The organism is Parvularcula mediterranea (assembly GCF_013085255.1).
Lineage (GTDB): Bacteria > Pseudomonadota > Alphaproteobacteria > Caulobacterales > Parvularculaceae > Parvularcula > Parvularcula mediterranea.
On the sequence record NZ_JABFCX010000002.1, the window covers coordinates 1,237,533 to 1,249,840 of the forward strand.

Below are 12,308 nucleotides of genomic sequence, written 5' to 3' on the forward strand. Positions count from 1 at the left end.
GGCGAATGGTTTCTCCTATCTCACGGCGCGTGGCGCCCGCATTTTCGTCTGCGCTACCGCTTCGCTACTTGAGCGCGGATGGGGCGGGCCTAACCGGCCCGGACGCCCGGTCGGGCGCCTTCCGGCGGGAGCGTTGGTGCGGGTGATCTCGTCTATCGAGCCTTCAGAGGACTTGTCCCCGTCTCCGCTCGTCTGCGCTATCATCCCATCAGTAGCCGCGCTTGAGGTCCACTTCGCTGCCTAGCCGTTTCGCGAGGAACTTGGGCAGGCGTTCAGCGAAGGCTTCGGCGATGTCGATCGGTCTTGTGACGCCTGAGACGTGGGGCGTGACGGTGACCTCTGGGTGGGGCCAGTACGGATGGTCTTTAGGCAGAGGTTCTTTTCGGAAGACGTCGAGGATGGCCCGGCGCACGGTGCCGTTGTCGAGGGCCCTCAGGAGCGCGTCATCGTCGACGACAGCGCCCCTGCCTATGTTCATGAAGAGCGCACCTTTCATCCGTTCAAGGAGCACCTTGCCGATGATGCCGTCGGTTTCTCTTGTTGCGGGGAGCGCTGCGATGACGATGTCTGCGCCGTCGAAGCGTTCGAGGGGGAGGGTCCTCGTAAAGCCCTCCGCCTCGCGACCAGAGCGGGAGTAGCCTGTGACCTCGCGGCAGAGGGGGGTGAGGGCTTCTGCGACGCCCCGGCCTATGGGGCCCGTGCCGAAGATCGCCACGGTCTGGTCGAAGAGATAGGTCGGGAGCGAGGCTTCCTTTTGCCAGTCTCTTTCCGCCTCGCGCGCAGCTCGGAAACCGTGCTTCTGCAGGTCGGCGAGGATGTAGCTCAGGACATACTCCGCCATCTGATGGCCCATCGCTCCAATCGTCCGTGTCAGGATGGGTGTCTTGCTCGAGCCTTTGAGCGCCGCAGCGATCCGGTCGATGCCTGCGCCGCCGATATGGATCCAGTCATAGCGGCCTATATCTTCGTCATCAGGCGCGCTGAAGGCGATGAGGGCCGAGGGTCCTTTGCCTGTCACTGGCTCACCGGTCACCAGGACGCCTTCGGGCAGCATCGGGTGCAGATGGCGCAGCACATCGTCGGGGGTCGGGGAGTGAACGCGCAAGGTGAGGAGGGTCATCGCGAAGCCCTTCTTGACGGCGAGGGGAGGCCATTCGAAAGGGCGGCCATGATCTTCGACATTATCGGTCTCATCGGCGTGGGTCTCATCCTCGCGGCCTACTTCCTTCTGCAGACAGAAAAGCTCGCTTCGGACCAGCTTGGCTATCCCGTGCTGAACCTGGTGGGCGCGCTCCTCATTCTCGTCTCGCTGACCCACACCTTCAATCTGGCGTCGTTCGTTATTGAGGTCTGCTGGATTGCGATCAGTGTCTACGGGATCGTCAAGATCCTGAAGCGGCGCAAAGCTTGACCTTTTCGCTTTTGGTCTCGACACCGCCTCCTTTCCCAAAAGGAGCGATGACGAGATGACGATCCACCACCACCGCGGCGACCTGCCCGAGGATTTCGACTGGTCGGACGCGCGCGACAATTGCGTGGCGGTGGATTCGGAGACGCTGGGCCTCAACCCGGTGCGGGACAGGCTCTGCGTGGTGCAGCTCTCGCTTGGCGATGGCGATGCGCACCTCGTGCAGCTCGCCAAGGGCGAGTACGAGGCGCCGCGGCTGAAGGCGCTGCTGGCGGATCAGAGCGTGACGAAGATCTTCCACTATGCCCGTTTCGATGTGGCGGTGATGAAGGCCTATCTCGGCGTTGATACCGCGCCGATCTATTGCACCAAGATCGCCTCCAAGCTGACCCGGACCTATACCGACCGGCATGGCCTCAAGGATCTCGTGCGGGAATCGGTGTCCGTGGACCTCTCCAAACAGCAGCAATCCTCGGACTGGGGCGCTGATGAGCTGACGGATGCCCAGAAGGCCTATGCGGCTTCGGACGTCCTTTACCTCCATGATGCGAAACTGTGGCTCGACGAGCGGCTGAAGCGGGAGGGCCGTGAAGAGCTGGCGCAGTCCTGCTTCGATTTCCTTCCCAAAAGGGCCGATCTCGACCTGATGGGCTGGGGCGAAACCGATATCTTCGCCCACAGTTAAGGCGTTTTGCGGCCTCTGATTGCCGATCACGTCTTTTAACCCAATGTTTCACGTGCCACGTAAGAGAGTGGCGGACAGATGGTGGGAGCCAGGCCAACGCGATGAATCAGTGGATGCCCAGGCGCGCGGATTACCCGGAGCTGAGCGATACCGCTCTGCGGGTGACCCAGCATACAGCGCTTGTCAGGCATTTGCGGCTCGCGGTCCCGGCCCTCGCGGTGGGTCTCGTTATTACCTATGCGATGTCCGCGACTCCGCCCCGGATCGACCGTGAGTTCCTGAATCAGTTCTCGACCATCGAAGAGACCGAAGGCGAAGACGTGCGCCTGGCAAGCCCGCGCTACGCCGGTGAGGACCTCGACGGGATGCCCTTCGAGATGGCGGCCACGACGGCACGCCGATCGGTGGATAATCCTGACCGCATCGGACTCGACATGCCCGAGGCCCGCAGGGTCCGGCAGGATGGCCAGGCGACCCTCGTTCGGGCGAAGGACGGTCTCTACGACCAGGCCGGCAGGACCGTGGATCTCTCCAATGGGGTCGAGCTTGAGCAGCAGGGCGACAATGGCACCTTCCTCCTCGAGACCGATGCCGCCGAGCTGGACCTTGAGACCCAGACCGTGACTTCGGTGACCGAGGTTCGCGGCACGGGCCAGTCAGGCACCGTGCGGGCTGACCGGGGGACGTTCTTCCAGTCGGAAGACCGCATCGTCCTCGAGGGTGACGTGAAGATTACCCTCGACCCGCAAAAGAAAAAGAAGGAAGGCGAAGCCAAAGAGGCTGAGCCCGAGACCGACAAGAAGAACTAGCGGGGCGGCTGGCTGCCCCTTGGATTTGGTACCGACGTGATCCGAACGCTCCTCATCATGGCGCTGGCGCTCTCTGCGCAGAGCTTCGCCCAGGCGCCGGGTGTTGGTTTTGACCCCTCCAAGAAGACCGAAATCGACGCAGCGCGCGCCGAATGGCGCGATGGCGGCCGGGTGGTGATTGCCGAGGGCGGGGTCTCGATCTCCCAGCCGGGCGTGATCCTGACCGCTGAGCGCATGGAAGTGACCGTGGTCGAAGGCTCCGATGAAGTGGAGCGCGTCGTTGCCACGGGCCGGGTACGCTATGCCTCGGTCAATGGCGACGCGATTGCCGGTGAGCGGGCTGTCTATTCGGCGGCTGAAGGCACCCTGATCGTCACGGGCCGCGTGGTGGTCGTGCAGGAAGGCCAGGTCGCGACGGGCCATGAGCTGACCTACAACACCGAGACCGGCGCTATTCTGCTGGTCGCAGAGCCCGGCGGACGGGTGCGCGGGCTTCTCGCCGAGCGGGACGGCTCCTGATGGAGGGCAGCGTCGCCTCGAAGCTTGAGGGCCAGACGAAGGCTCCTGACGATACGTCGGGCCTTGTCGCCGAGAACCTCCAGAAGGCCTATCGCCGCCGCCGGGTGGTGGAGCATGTCGACTTCCGGGTCTGCCGGGGCGAGGTTGTGGGGCTCTTGGGGCCCAACGGCGCGGGCAAAACGACCTGCTTTTACATGGTGATGGGCCTCGTGAAGGCCGATGGCGGGCAGGTCCTGATCGACGGCTATGACGTCACCACCCTGCCCATGTACCAGCGGGCAAGGCTTGGCCTTGGCTACCTGCCGCAGGAGGCCTCGATCTTCCGGGGTCTTACGGTCGAACAGAACATCGAGGCTGTGGCGGAGCTTGCCTGGCCCAATCGGGACAAGCGCAAGGAGGTGATCGAAAACCTCCTCGAGGAGTTCTCGATCACCCATGTCCGGGATTCGATGGCCACCGCGCTGTCAGGCGGTGAGCGGCGGAGGCTGGAAATCGCCCGGGCACTGGCGACGAGCCCCGACTACATGCTGCTCGATGAGCCATTTGCCGGGATCGACCCGCTGGCGATTGCAGACATCAAAGCCCTGATCATGCAGCTGAAAGAGCGCGGGCTCGGTGTCCTGATTACAGACCACAATGTCCGTGATACGCTCGATATTATTGACCGGGCCAGCGTGATCCATGGCGGCCGTGTCCTGTTCGAAGGTCCGCCTGAGGACGTCGTTACAAACGAAGACGTGCGGCGTGTATACTTAGGCGAAACGTATAGCGCGTAACCTTATCACGTTCGGGATTGGGGGTGCCGTGGGGGTACCGACCCGGATGTCGAGGGGTTCGCCTCATGAGCATGACAGGCCGTCTGGAGGCGCGTCAGAGCCAACAGCTCACGATGACGCCGCAGCTGCAGCAAGCGATCAAGCTGCTGCAACTGTCCAATCTCGAGCTTCAGGATTTCGTGGAAGAGCGCCTGCTGGAGAACCCGTTTCTCGAACGGGGCGAGGCCGAGGGCGATGGCGACAGCCCGGCGCCGGACGCGGCTTCCTCTTCGAGCGAGCCGAGCAGCGATGCGGGCCCTGCCGATGGCAGCGATGAGCCCCCTGTCGCACCTCGCGAGCGCATCCGTGAGAACAATTCAGGCGGTCAGGCGGGCGGCGAGGATTTCGACGCCGCGGCCAATGTTTCCGTCGAGAAGAGCCTGTCGGAGGTTCTGAACGAGCAGCTGGTCATGGCGCTCAGGGATCCGGTGCAGCAGGCGATCGGCCGCTATCTCATCGATCTCGTCGAGGACAGCGGCTACCTGACCACCGATCTGTCGATGGTCGCTGAGCGGCTTGGATGCCCCGAGGACGATATCGAGGACGTTCTCGCCGTCATCCAGCGGTTCGAACCATCGGGGATCGCCGCGCGGTCCCTGTCGGAATGCCTGGCGCTCCAGCTCCACGAGCTCGGGCTCCTGTCCGAGGAGATGGACCTCTTCCTCAAGCATCTCGATCTGCTCGGAAGCCATAAGCTCAACGAGCTGAAGAAGGTCACGGGCCTTGATGACCAAGGCATCCGCGATGCCGTGGTGCTCATCAAGTCGTGCAATCCCAAGCCGGGCCTCGCCTATGGCTCGGACCATGTGCAAGTCGTGGTGCCTGACGTCTATGTGGGCGAGAGCAGCGATGGCGGCTGGAAGGTGGAGCTCAACTCCGCGACCCTGCCGCGGGTGATCGCCAACGAGCAGTACTACGCGACCCTCTCGAAGGAGAAGCAGTCGCCTGACTCAAAGACCTTCCTTCAGGAGCAGATCAACGACGCCAACTGGCTGGTCAGGTCCCTCGACCAGAGGGCGCGGACGATCCTCAAAGTGTCGAGCGAGATCGTGCGTTATCAGGACGGCTTCTTCGCCCACGGGATCCGGCACTTGCGTCCCCTGAACCTCAAGACGGTGGCTGAGGCCATCGAGATGCACGAAAGCACCGTCAGCCGGGTCACGACGGGCAAGTACATCCACACCCCGCGCGGCGTCTTCGAGATGAAGTACTTCTTCACCGCGGCGATCCCTTCGTCGGGCGGCGAGGAGCAGTATTCGGCCGAAAGCGTGCGGCACGTGATCAAGAGCCTGATCGACGAAGAAGACCCCCTGAAGCCTCTAAGCGACGACCAGCTTGTCGACGCGCTCGCGGCCCAGGACATCGCGATTGCGCGGCGGACCATTGCCAAATACCGCCAGAGCCTCGGCATCGCCTCATCGGTGGAGCGTAAGCGGGCTGCGAAGCAGGCGATTGGATAAATCCGCCTACCGTAGGTTGTTTTCCTGATAGCAGCTTCCATTGCTGGAAGGACGGGCCCGGAAGGCCTAGGTTCCTGTTCTGTAATGACCGCTGGTCTCAGTAAGGAGGCAATTATGGACGTTCAAATCACCGGAAAAGGGATCGATCTCGGCGACGCGCTGCAGGTTCATGTCCGCGAGGCCATGGATACTGGCGTGCACAAATACTTCGAACGAGGGGCCGAGGCGAACGTCAATTTCGGCAAGGACGGCCACCGCTTCACCACTGAAGCCACGGTCCATCTAGCTTCCGGTGTCTTCCTTGCTGCCAACGGCAAGGGCGGCGACGCCTATGCTGCCTTCGACGAGGCCATGGAGAAGCTTGAGAAGCGGGTCCGCCGCTACAAGCGCCGCCTCAAGGACCATCATTCCCGCGAGCGCCAGCCGCTGCCTGCCGAGATGGCTTCGAGCTATGTCCTGCAAGGCCTGAACGGTGCTGACGAAGCGCCCGAGGAGGCTGATGCGCCCCTCGTGATCGCGGAGACGGAAACCTCGCTCAGGAGCATGACGGTGACCGATGCCGTGATGCAGCTTGATCTCTCCGACCACCCGGTGATCGTCTTCAGGAACGCCAAGAACGGCACCCTGTCGGTGGTTCACCGCCGCGACGACGGGAACATTGGCTGGATCGAATCCGCCGCGAAGCAATAACTTTTGTCACTTTCCACTGCCGCGCGCCCTCGTTAAGGGGCGCGCCTGGGATGGGCAGGGGTATGGCACGCTTTCCGCAGGGAAAGGTCCGATGCCGTTTCCATTGACCAAGGTGGGACAGCAAGAGGCGCGCCTTCATGGCTGCGAAAATGTTGTAATGACGAAGTCTTTGAGAGGTTTGATCGAGCCAAGCCGCGTCCTTCTGGACGTGCCTGCGACATGCAAAAGGTCCGTGCTCGAGCGCCTCGCCGACCGTGCAGCGGATTCCTTCGGGCTCCCTGCGAACGAAGTTCACGAGAAACTCCAGGAGCGTGAGCGCCTTGGATCCACCGGTGTGGGCAGCGGTATCGCTATTCCCCACGCCCGGGTTCAGGTCGACCACCTGCAGGGCCTCGTCATGCGCCTCCGCCAGCCGGTGGATTTCGAGGCGATCGACGGCAAGCCGGTGGACATCGTCTTCTTGCTGCTGGCTCCCGAGGCGGACAATGCCAGCCACCTGAAGGCCCTGTCGCGGGTCGCGCGGACCTTCCGGATGCCGGGCGTCGTCCAGGCCCTGCGCGGTGCAGGCGATGCCGAGGCTGCCTACGCGGCCCTTGTAGCAGAAAGCGATCAGGCCGCAGCGTAAGCGACGGCCTGACGGTCAATTCCTGAATTTTGGAAGGTTGCCCCCAGCGTCAGTGAACGCTGTGCGGCATCATTTCGTGCTGGCGCGCTGCGGCGAAAGCGATGTCGCGGTCGCTCATCAGTGCGATGCGCGAGCCGTCGTCTGCGCACAGAGCCCAGAGGATCGAGTCGTCTTCAAAGTCATGATCGGCGTCGAGCTCGGCTTCGATGTCTTCGCGCACGTCCTTGGCAAGGACTTCGCGAACATAGCAGACCCGCCTGTCGCCATTTTCAAATGCAGCCGTCGTCATGTCTTCCCTCCGGTCACCATCTAACGCCGCAGGGACTCAAGAATTCCTGAGAACCTGCGTTCAGGGTCGCCTGCAGTCGGTAAAGAGAGTCTTAATGACCGCGTCACGTCCCCGTGCCCCACGGGTCCATGCTTGCCCTATGAGTGCTAACATAACACTCAAATGCAGCGCAGCAATGGAGGCTTACGTGACAAGCCAGAGAATAAGCAGGCCCAGTGCGATCCGGTAGATGACGAAGGGCGTGAAGCTGATCTTGGCCGTTGCCTTGAGAAACAGGGAGATCGCCGCGAGTGCTGCTGCAAAGGAAAAGAGCGCGATGATGATCGCTGCTCCAATATTGCCGAGATCACCCTCGCTGATGAGATCGTAGGTCGCATAGGCCCCTGAAGCCCCGATGGCCGGGATCGCGAGAAGCATCGAGAAACGCGCAGCGTCGGTCCGGGTGTAGCCGAGGAAACGGCTGGCCGTGATGGTGATCCCTGACCGCGAGGTGCCGGGGATGAGGGCGAGGCACTGGGCAAGGCCCACGAGCAGCGCTGCCTTGAAGGTCGAGATGTCGCCCGTGTGCTTCTCAGGCTGTCGGTCGGCCCACCATAGGAGGCCTCCGAACCCGATTGAGGCCCATGCGATGACGACCGGGCTCCTCAAATGGTCGTTGAGCCCGGTGAGGGCGACGAGGGTGCCTGCGAAGAGGAAGGGGATGGTGCCAAGGGCGATCACCTCGAACAGGCGGCGGTCATCCGATGGCTTCTGCTGGGCGAAGTCGCGCAGGCCGAAGAGCAGGCGGCCAACATCCTTCCGGAAGTAAAGCATCACAGCGAAGAGGGTGCCGACATGGGCGGCGACGTCGATCATCGCGCCCTGGTCCTCGAACCCGTCGATCAGGGCCGAGGGGAGGATCAGATGGGCTGACGACGAGATCGGAAGGAACTCCGTAATCCCCTGAATGATCGCCAGAATGAGGAGTTCGAAAATGCCCATGTGCTCGCTTGCCTGAGGTCCTCGGTCTTCACTGAGCACAAACAGTTTGACGCTTAGTGTGTCCAGAGGTCTCATTATGTCGAGCGATCAAGGAAGGGAGGCGGCGATGCGGATCTTCAGGACAGCACTGGCTGCAGCCTTTGCCGCTCTCGTCCTTGCTTCATGTGCGTCAACCCCCAAGGGCGCCTTCGTGACGCCTGTCGATGGTTCGGTTTCTTCGAACTACGGGCCGCGCAAGCGCAACTTCCACACCGGCATCGACGTTGCTGCGCCTAAGGGAACGAAGGTTGTGGCCGCGCAGGCGGGGAAGGTTGTCTTCCGTGGTCGGAAGAAGCGCTATGGCCGCCTCGTGATCATCGACCATGGCGGGGGGATGCAGACCTACTATGCCCACCTGTCGAAGTTCCACGTCCGCAAGGGCAAGAAGGTGAAGCGTGGGCAAGTGATCGGCCGGGTCGGCAAGTCAGGCCGGGCCAGCGGGCATCATCTGCATTTTGAGTTGCGGGTGAACGGACGGCACACCGATCCGCGCGGGGTCGTGCCTTTCTAAAGGCTTTGGCTAACCGCCCCGTCCGATGAAGCGCAGGAGCTCGGGCATCTGGGCTTCGGCATCGCGGCGGCCCATGTCGATCAGGGCACTGATATAACCCTTCTCGAAGGTCAGGTAGCTGGGCAGCACGTAAGGCGCCTGCATGCCGCCTATCGCTCCGAGGACGAACTTCACCGCCGGCGGGATCTCATCCAAATGATCGCCAGCCACGAAGCGGACGTCTTCGCTGGGCCTGACCATCAGCGTGTCGATGGCCTTGAGGCGCGTCATGGCGCGGCGCTCAGGGATCATCGCTTCGAGGGTCGCGTTGATGCGGCCTAGGCGCTCGCGGTCGGCATCGAGATTGTCGTTGAACACGATGTCGAGGAGCTGGCCACCCAGGACACCGATCGAGGGGTACTCCTCGGCCTCGGGAACAGGGTCATCCTCCGTGTCCGGCGTTCCGTCGCGGGCCGCGATGAGGAAGAGCCGGTCACAGCCTAGCCTGATCGCGGGGCTGAGCGGCGCTGTCTGCCGAAGGGCACCGTCGCCATACCAGAACTTGCCCAGCCGCTGGGCCTGGAAGACGCCGGGCAGGGCGGCGGAGGCGAGGATATGCTCGACACCGATGGTCGCCGCTTCGCCTGAGCGTTTGGCGCGTGCCCAATCGGGTGAGGTGCCTCGCCCTTGGAAGAAGGTGATGGAGTCGCCCGTGGCGTAGGAGCTTGCCGTCACGGCGAAAGCTTTGAGGAAGCCCTCGTCGATCATCGCGGCGATGCGCGGCCCGTCCACTTGCTTGCGGAGGAGGTCGCCGAGCGGGGATGCGTCCAGGAGAGACTTCGGTGCCGTGACGCCTGCCCAGCCCAAGGGCAGAGCGAAGCCCCACCGGGAGAGGCGTCCCAGAAGATGAAGGGCATCGGAGCGAAAGACCTGCGAGCAGGTGAGGGAGCGCCAGAGGGCTTCGAGCTTGTCCGTGCCCCGGCGGAAATCATCGGCCTGCTCAGCGAGGACAGCGGCATTGATCGCGCCCACCGAGACCCCTGTGATCACCGGGAAAGGCGTGGGTCCCGGCGCTGCGTCGGCAAGGGCAGAAAGTACGCCGACCTGATAGGCTCCGCGTGCACCGCCCCCTGACAGGACGAGGCCTGCGCTCAAGGTCAGGTCCTCCACATCGCCTCCTTCCTGGTTCTCTCAGGATCGTTTGGAGCATCCTGAGCCGGTTTCGTTGTCAGTTCCTTTCGCACTTGGCGCGAAAAGGGATACGCCAAGCCCTGTTTCAAGCCGAGGCCGAAGGGAGTAGTCCGCCCGACCTATGAGCAGCGTTCGCCCCGTTTTCCTTGTGATCGGCCTCTTCGTCGCCGTGCTTGGCATTGCGATGCTGATCCCTGCCGCCTTCGACCTCTTCGCCGAGGGCGACAGGGCGCAGGACAGTTTCAACGCGTTCCTCGCCTCGTCGCTGATCTGCGTGGTGCTGGGCGGGGGGATGTCGGTATCCACCTGGGGCCGGATCGAGACGATCACCACGAGGCAGGGCTTCGTCATCACGACGCTGAGCTGGGTGGCGCTGGTGCTTGCGGCGGCGGTGCCGCTGACCATTGGCAATGGCGGGCTGTCCCTGACCGATGGGATTTTCGAGTCGATGTCGGCGCTGACCACGACGGGCTCGACGGTGGTGACAGGGCTTGAGAGCCGCCCGCCGGGCTTTCTTGTCTGGCGGTCGATGCTGCAATGGTTTGGCGGAATCGGCGTGATCATCATGGCGATCGCCATCCTCCCTTTCCTCTCGGTGGGCGGGATGCAGCTTTTCCGTCTTGAGAGCTCGGACAAGTCGGACAAGATCATGCCGGGTGCGGATGATCTCGCGGCGGCCGTCTTCAACCTCTATCTCGTCCTGACAGCGGCGTGCTTCTTCTCCTACTGGATCGTGGGGATGAGCGCGTTCGATGCCTTCAACCATGCGATGACGACGGTCGCGACGGGGGGCTTTTCGACCAAGGACAGCTCGTTCGCCTATTTCGTGGGCGACCCTGACATGGCCGGGCCAGCTGATCTGGTTGCGGTGGTTTTCATGATCCTGGGGGCGCTGCCCTTCACGCTCTACCTCCTGGCGCTGAGGGGAAATCTCAACGCGCTGCTGTTTGACAGCCAGGTGCGGTTCTTCATGCTGGCGGTGCTCGGCTTCACTGCGGTGGTGGCGTTCAGGATCATGGCGTCGCTCGGCTTTGACGGCATGACAGCCGTGAGGCTGGCGCTCTTCAACATCGTGTCGATCATCACGGGCACAGGCTATGCGTCGGCCAATTACGGGGCATGGGGACCTTTTGCGCTGGGGATCTTCTTCGTCGTGATGTTCCTTGGGGGATGCGCCGGGTCGACGTCCTGCGGGCTGAAGATCTTCCGCTTCCAGGTCGCGATCTCGGCGCTCATTGTCTATACCCAGAAGCTCAGCCATCCGCACAGGACGACGGTTGCGCGCTACAATGGCAGGCCGCTTGATGAAGGCGTGTTCCGCTCGGTGCTGAGCTTCTTCTTCATCTATTTCATGACGTTCGCGACGACAGCCGTGGGCCTGTCTCTTTTCAGCCTTGATCCGGTCACGGCGCTTTCTGCTGCAGGCACGGCCATCGCGAATGTGGGGCCAGGGCTGGGTGATGTGGTGGGGCCAGCGGGGAACTTTGCGAGCCTGCCGGGCGGGGCGAAGTGGATCCTCTGCCTCGCTATGCTGCTCGGACGGCTCGAACTGCTCACCGTGATGGTGTTGTTCCTGCCGAGCTTCTGGGTCCGCTAGCCAGCGGCCGCGGGGCTTTCCACGGGCTCAAGCGAGTAGCCTGCCGAACGGACCGTCCGGATGGGGTTCGCATCGCCGTTCTTCAGGAGGGCCTTCCGTAGGCGGCCGATATGGACATCCACGGTGCGCGCTTCGACGAACACATCCGAGCCCCAGACTGCGTTGAGGAGCTGCTCGCGGCTGAACACCCGGCCAGGGTTCTGGGCGAGGTGGTCGAGGAGCCTGAACTCGGTCGGGCCGAGGTGGAGCTCCTTGCCGTTCCTCCGCACACGGTGCGCAGTCCGGTCAACTTCGATATCGCCCACGATGACGACGTCCTCGACGAGCGAAGGACGGAGCCTGCGCATCACAGCGCGGATGCGGGCCACAAGCTCTTCCATCGAGAACGGCTTGGTGAGGTAGTCGTCAGCGCCCTGATCGAGGCCGCGGATGAGATCGCTCTCCTCAGCGCGGGCGGTCAGCATGATGATCGGCAGGCCGCGGGTCTCGGCGCGCGAGCGTAGGCGGCGGCAAACCTCGATGCCGGACACGTTCGGGAGCATCCAGTCGAGAAGGACAAGGTCGGGACGGCTTTCTTCGACCTTGAGAAGCGCCTCTTCGCCATCCTTGGCGCAGACGATCTCGAAACCTTCCTTCTTGAGATTGTATTCGATCAGCGTGCGGATCGATTCATCATCTTCGACAATCAGGATGGTGGTCGAGGCCATGGT

15 protein-coding genes are annotated in these 12,308 nt (G+C 62.9%); 10 read left to right on the top strand and 5 right to left on the bottom strand.

Annotated elements, in window-relative coordinates; genetic code table 11:
• Nucleotides 1-208 precede the first annotated feature (208 nt).
• On the bottom strand, nucleotides 209-1,120 hold the full coding sequence (locus tag HK107_RS06580) for an NAD(P)-dependent oxidoreductase (protein ID WP_173197846.1): 912 nt from the start codon (nucleotides 1,118-1,120) through the stop codon (nucleotides 209-211).
• A gap of 48 nt (nucleotides 1,121-1,168) precedes the next feature.
• Between HK107_RS06580 and HK107_RS06585 the strand changes: the two genes are divergently transcribed.
• The 8 genes from HK107_RS06585 (at nucleotide 1,169) to HK107_RS06620 (ending at nucleotide 7,011) form a co-directional block, all read left to right on the top strand.
• Nucleotides 1,169-1,411: a CBU_0592 family membrane protein gene (locus tag HK107_RS06585; RefSeq protein WP_173197847.1), complete on the top strand. Its 243-nt coding sequence runs from the start codon at nucleotides 1,169-1,171 to the stop codon at nucleotides 1,409-1,411.
• Between the two features lie 55 nt (nucleotides 1,412-1,466).
• Complete coding sequence (locus HK107_RS06590) at nucleotides 1,467-2,093, top strand: ribonuclease D (RefSeq protein WP_173197848.1); 627 nt, start codon at nucleotides 1,467-1,469, stop codon at nucleotides 2,091-2,093.
• A gap of 113 nt (nucleotides 2,094-2,206) precedes the next feature.
• Entirely contained in the window at nucleotides 2,207-2,902 is a 696-nt protein-coding gene (gene lptC / locus HK107_RS06595; RefSeq protein WP_173197849.1) for an LPS export ABC transporter periplasmic protein LptC, read from the top strand.
• Nucleotides 2,903-2,938: 36 nt separating this feature from the next.
• Nucleotides 2,939-3,421 carry an LptA/OstA family protein gene (locus tag HK107_RS06600; RefSeq protein WP_173197851.1) on the top strand — a complete coding sequence of 161 codons (483 nt, stop codon included), beginning with the start codon at nucleotides 2,939-2,941 and terminating at the stop codon, nucleotides 3,419-3,421.
• The gene (gene lptB, locus HK107_RS06605; protein WP_173197853.1) at nucleotides 3,421-4,197 is read left to right on the top strand and encodes an LPS export ABC transporter ATP-binding protein; all 777 of its coding nucleotides are present in this window, start codon (nucleotides 3,421-3,423) and stop codon (nucleotides 4,195-4,197) included. Before HK107_RS06600 ends, lptB begins: the two co-directional genes overlap by 1 nt.
• A 65-nt stretch (nucleotides 4,198-4,262) precedes the next feature.
• A complete protein-coding gene (gene rpoN / locus HK107_RS06610) occupies nucleotides 4,263-5,696 on the top strand; it encodes an RNA polymerase factor sigma-54 (RefSeq protein WP_173197856.1) in 1,434 nt (477 codons plus the stop codon).
• Nucleotides 5,697-5,810: 114 nt separating this feature from the next.
• Entirely contained in the window at nucleotides 5,811-6,386 is a 576-nt protein-coding gene (hpf, locus tag HK107_RS06615) for a ribosome hibernation-promoting factor, HPF/YfiA family (protein ID WP_173197858.1), read from the top strand.
• A 157-nt stretch (nucleotides 6,387-6,543) separates the two neighbouring features.
• Entirely contained in the window at nucleotides 6,544-7,011 is a 468-nt protein-coding gene (locus tag HK107_RS06620; protein WP_173197860.1) for a PTS sugar transporter subunit IIA, read from the top strand.
• A 49-nt stretch (nucleotides 7,012-7,060) separates the two neighbouring features.
• Here the strand turns inward: HK107_RS06620 and HK107_RS06625 are convergent, their stop codons facing one another.
• Nucleotides 7,061-7,300: a DUF1150 family protein gene (locus HK107_RS06625; RefSeq protein ID WP_173197862.1), complete on the bottom strand. Its 240-nt coding sequence runs from the start codon at nucleotides 7,298-7,300 to the stop codon at nucleotides 7,061-7,063.
• Nucleotides 7,301-7,483: 183 nt separating this feature from the next.
• Nucleotides 7,484-8,281 (bottom strand): undecaprenyl-diphosphate phosphatase, encoded by a 798-nt coding sequence (locus tag HK107_RS06630; RefSeq protein ID WP_173197864.1) that lies wholly within the window; start codon nucleotides 8,279-8,281, stop codon nucleotides 7,484-7,486.
• A gap of 106 nt (nucleotides 8,282-8,387) precedes the next feature.
• Between HK107_RS06630 and HK107_RS06635 the strand changes: the two genes are divergently transcribed.
• A complete protein-coding gene (locus HK107_RS06635) occupies nucleotides 8,388-8,831 on the top strand; it encodes a M23 family metallopeptidase (RefSeq protein WP_173197866.1) in 444 nt (147 codons plus the stop codon).
• Between the two features lie 9 nt (nucleotides 8,832-8,840).
• Here HK107_RS06635 and HK107_RS06640 read toward each other — a convergent pair whose 3' ends face one another.
• Nucleotides 8,841-9,980, bottom strand: coding sequence for a patatin-like phospholipase family protein (locus HK107_RS06640; protein ID WP_173197868.1), 1,140 nt, complete (start codon nucleotides 9,978-9,980; stop codon nucleotides 8,841-8,843).
• Between the two features lie 142 nt (nucleotides 9,981-10,122).
• Between HK107_RS06640 and HK107_RS06645 the strand changes: the two genes are divergently transcribed.
• Nucleotides 10,123-11,598, top strand: coding sequence for a TrkH family potassium uptake protein (locus HK107_RS06645; RefSeq protein ID WP_173197871.1), 1,476 nt, complete (start codon nucleotides 10,123-10,125; stop codon nucleotides 11,596-11,598).
• Here HK107_RS06645 and phoB read toward each other — a convergent pair.
• On the bottom strand, nucleotides 11,595-12,305 hold the full coding sequence (phoB, locus tag HK107_RS06650; RefSeq protein ID WP_173197873.1) for a phosphate regulon transcriptional regulator PhoB: 711 nt from the start codon (nucleotides 12,303-12,305) through the stop codon (nucleotides 11,595-11,597). The two genes, HK107_RS06645 and phoB, sit on opposite strands and share 4 nt — an antisense overlap.
• Nucleotides 12,306-12,308 lie beyond the last annotated feature (3 nt).

What these genes read in the sequence shown, in the direction of transcription:
- HK107_RS06645 (WP_173197871.1), top strand. Translation starts at nt 10,123, where the DNA reads ATGAGCAGCGTTCGCCCCGTTTTCCTTGTGATCGGCCTCTTCGTCGCC.
- phoB (WP_173197873.1), bottom strand. Translation starts at nt 12,305, where the DNA reads ATGGCCTCGACCACCATCCTGATTGTCGAAGATGATGAATCGATCCGC.
- HK107_RS06625 (WP_173197862.1), bottom strand. Translation starts at nt 7,300, where the DNA reads ATGACGACGGCTGCATTTGAAAATGGCGACAGGCGGGTCTGCTATGTT.
- HK107_RS06590 (WP_173197848.1), top strand. Translation starts at nt 1,467, where the DNA reads ATGACGATCCACCACCACCGCGGCGACCTGCCCGAGGATTTCGACTGG.
- HK107_RS06620 (WP_173197860.1), top strand. Translation starts at nt 6,544, where the DNA reads ATGACGAAGTCTTTGAGAGGTTTGATCGAGCCAAGCCGCGTCCTTCTG.
- lptB (WP_173197853.1), top strand. Translation starts at nt 3,421, where the DNA reads ATGGAGGGCAGCGTCGCCTCGAAGCTTGAGGGCCAGACGAAGGCTCCT.
- hpf (WP_173197858.1), top strand. Translation starts at nt 5,811, where the DNA reads ATGGACGTTCAAATCACCGGAAAAGGGATCGATCTCGGCGACGCGCTG.
- HK107_RS06585 (WP_173197847.1), top strand. Translation starts at nt 1,169, where the DNA reads ATGATCTTCGACATTATCGGTCTCATCGGCGTGGGTCTCATCCTCGCG.
- HK107_RS06580 (WP_173197846.1), bottom strand. Translation starts at nt 1,120, where the DNA reads ATGACCCTCCTCACCTTGCGCGTTCACTCCCCGACCCCCGACGATGTG.
- lptC (WP_173197849.1), top strand. Translation starts at nt 2,207, where the DNA reads ATGCCCAGGCGCGCGGATTACCCGGAGCTGAGCGATACCGCTCTGCGG.
- rpoN (WP_173197856.1), top strand. Translation starts at nt 4,263, where the DNA reads ATGAGCATGACAGGCCGTCTGGAGGCGCGTCAGAGCCAACAGCTCACG.
- HK107_RS06630 (WP_173197864.1), bottom strand. Translation starts at nt 8,281, where the DNA reads ATGGGCATTTTCGAACTCCTCATTCTGGCGATCATTCAGGGGATTACG.
- HK107_RS06635 (WP_173197866.1), top strand. Translation starts at nt 8,388, where the DNA reads ATGCGGATCTTCAGGACAGCACTGGCTGCAGCCTTTGCCGCTCTCGTC.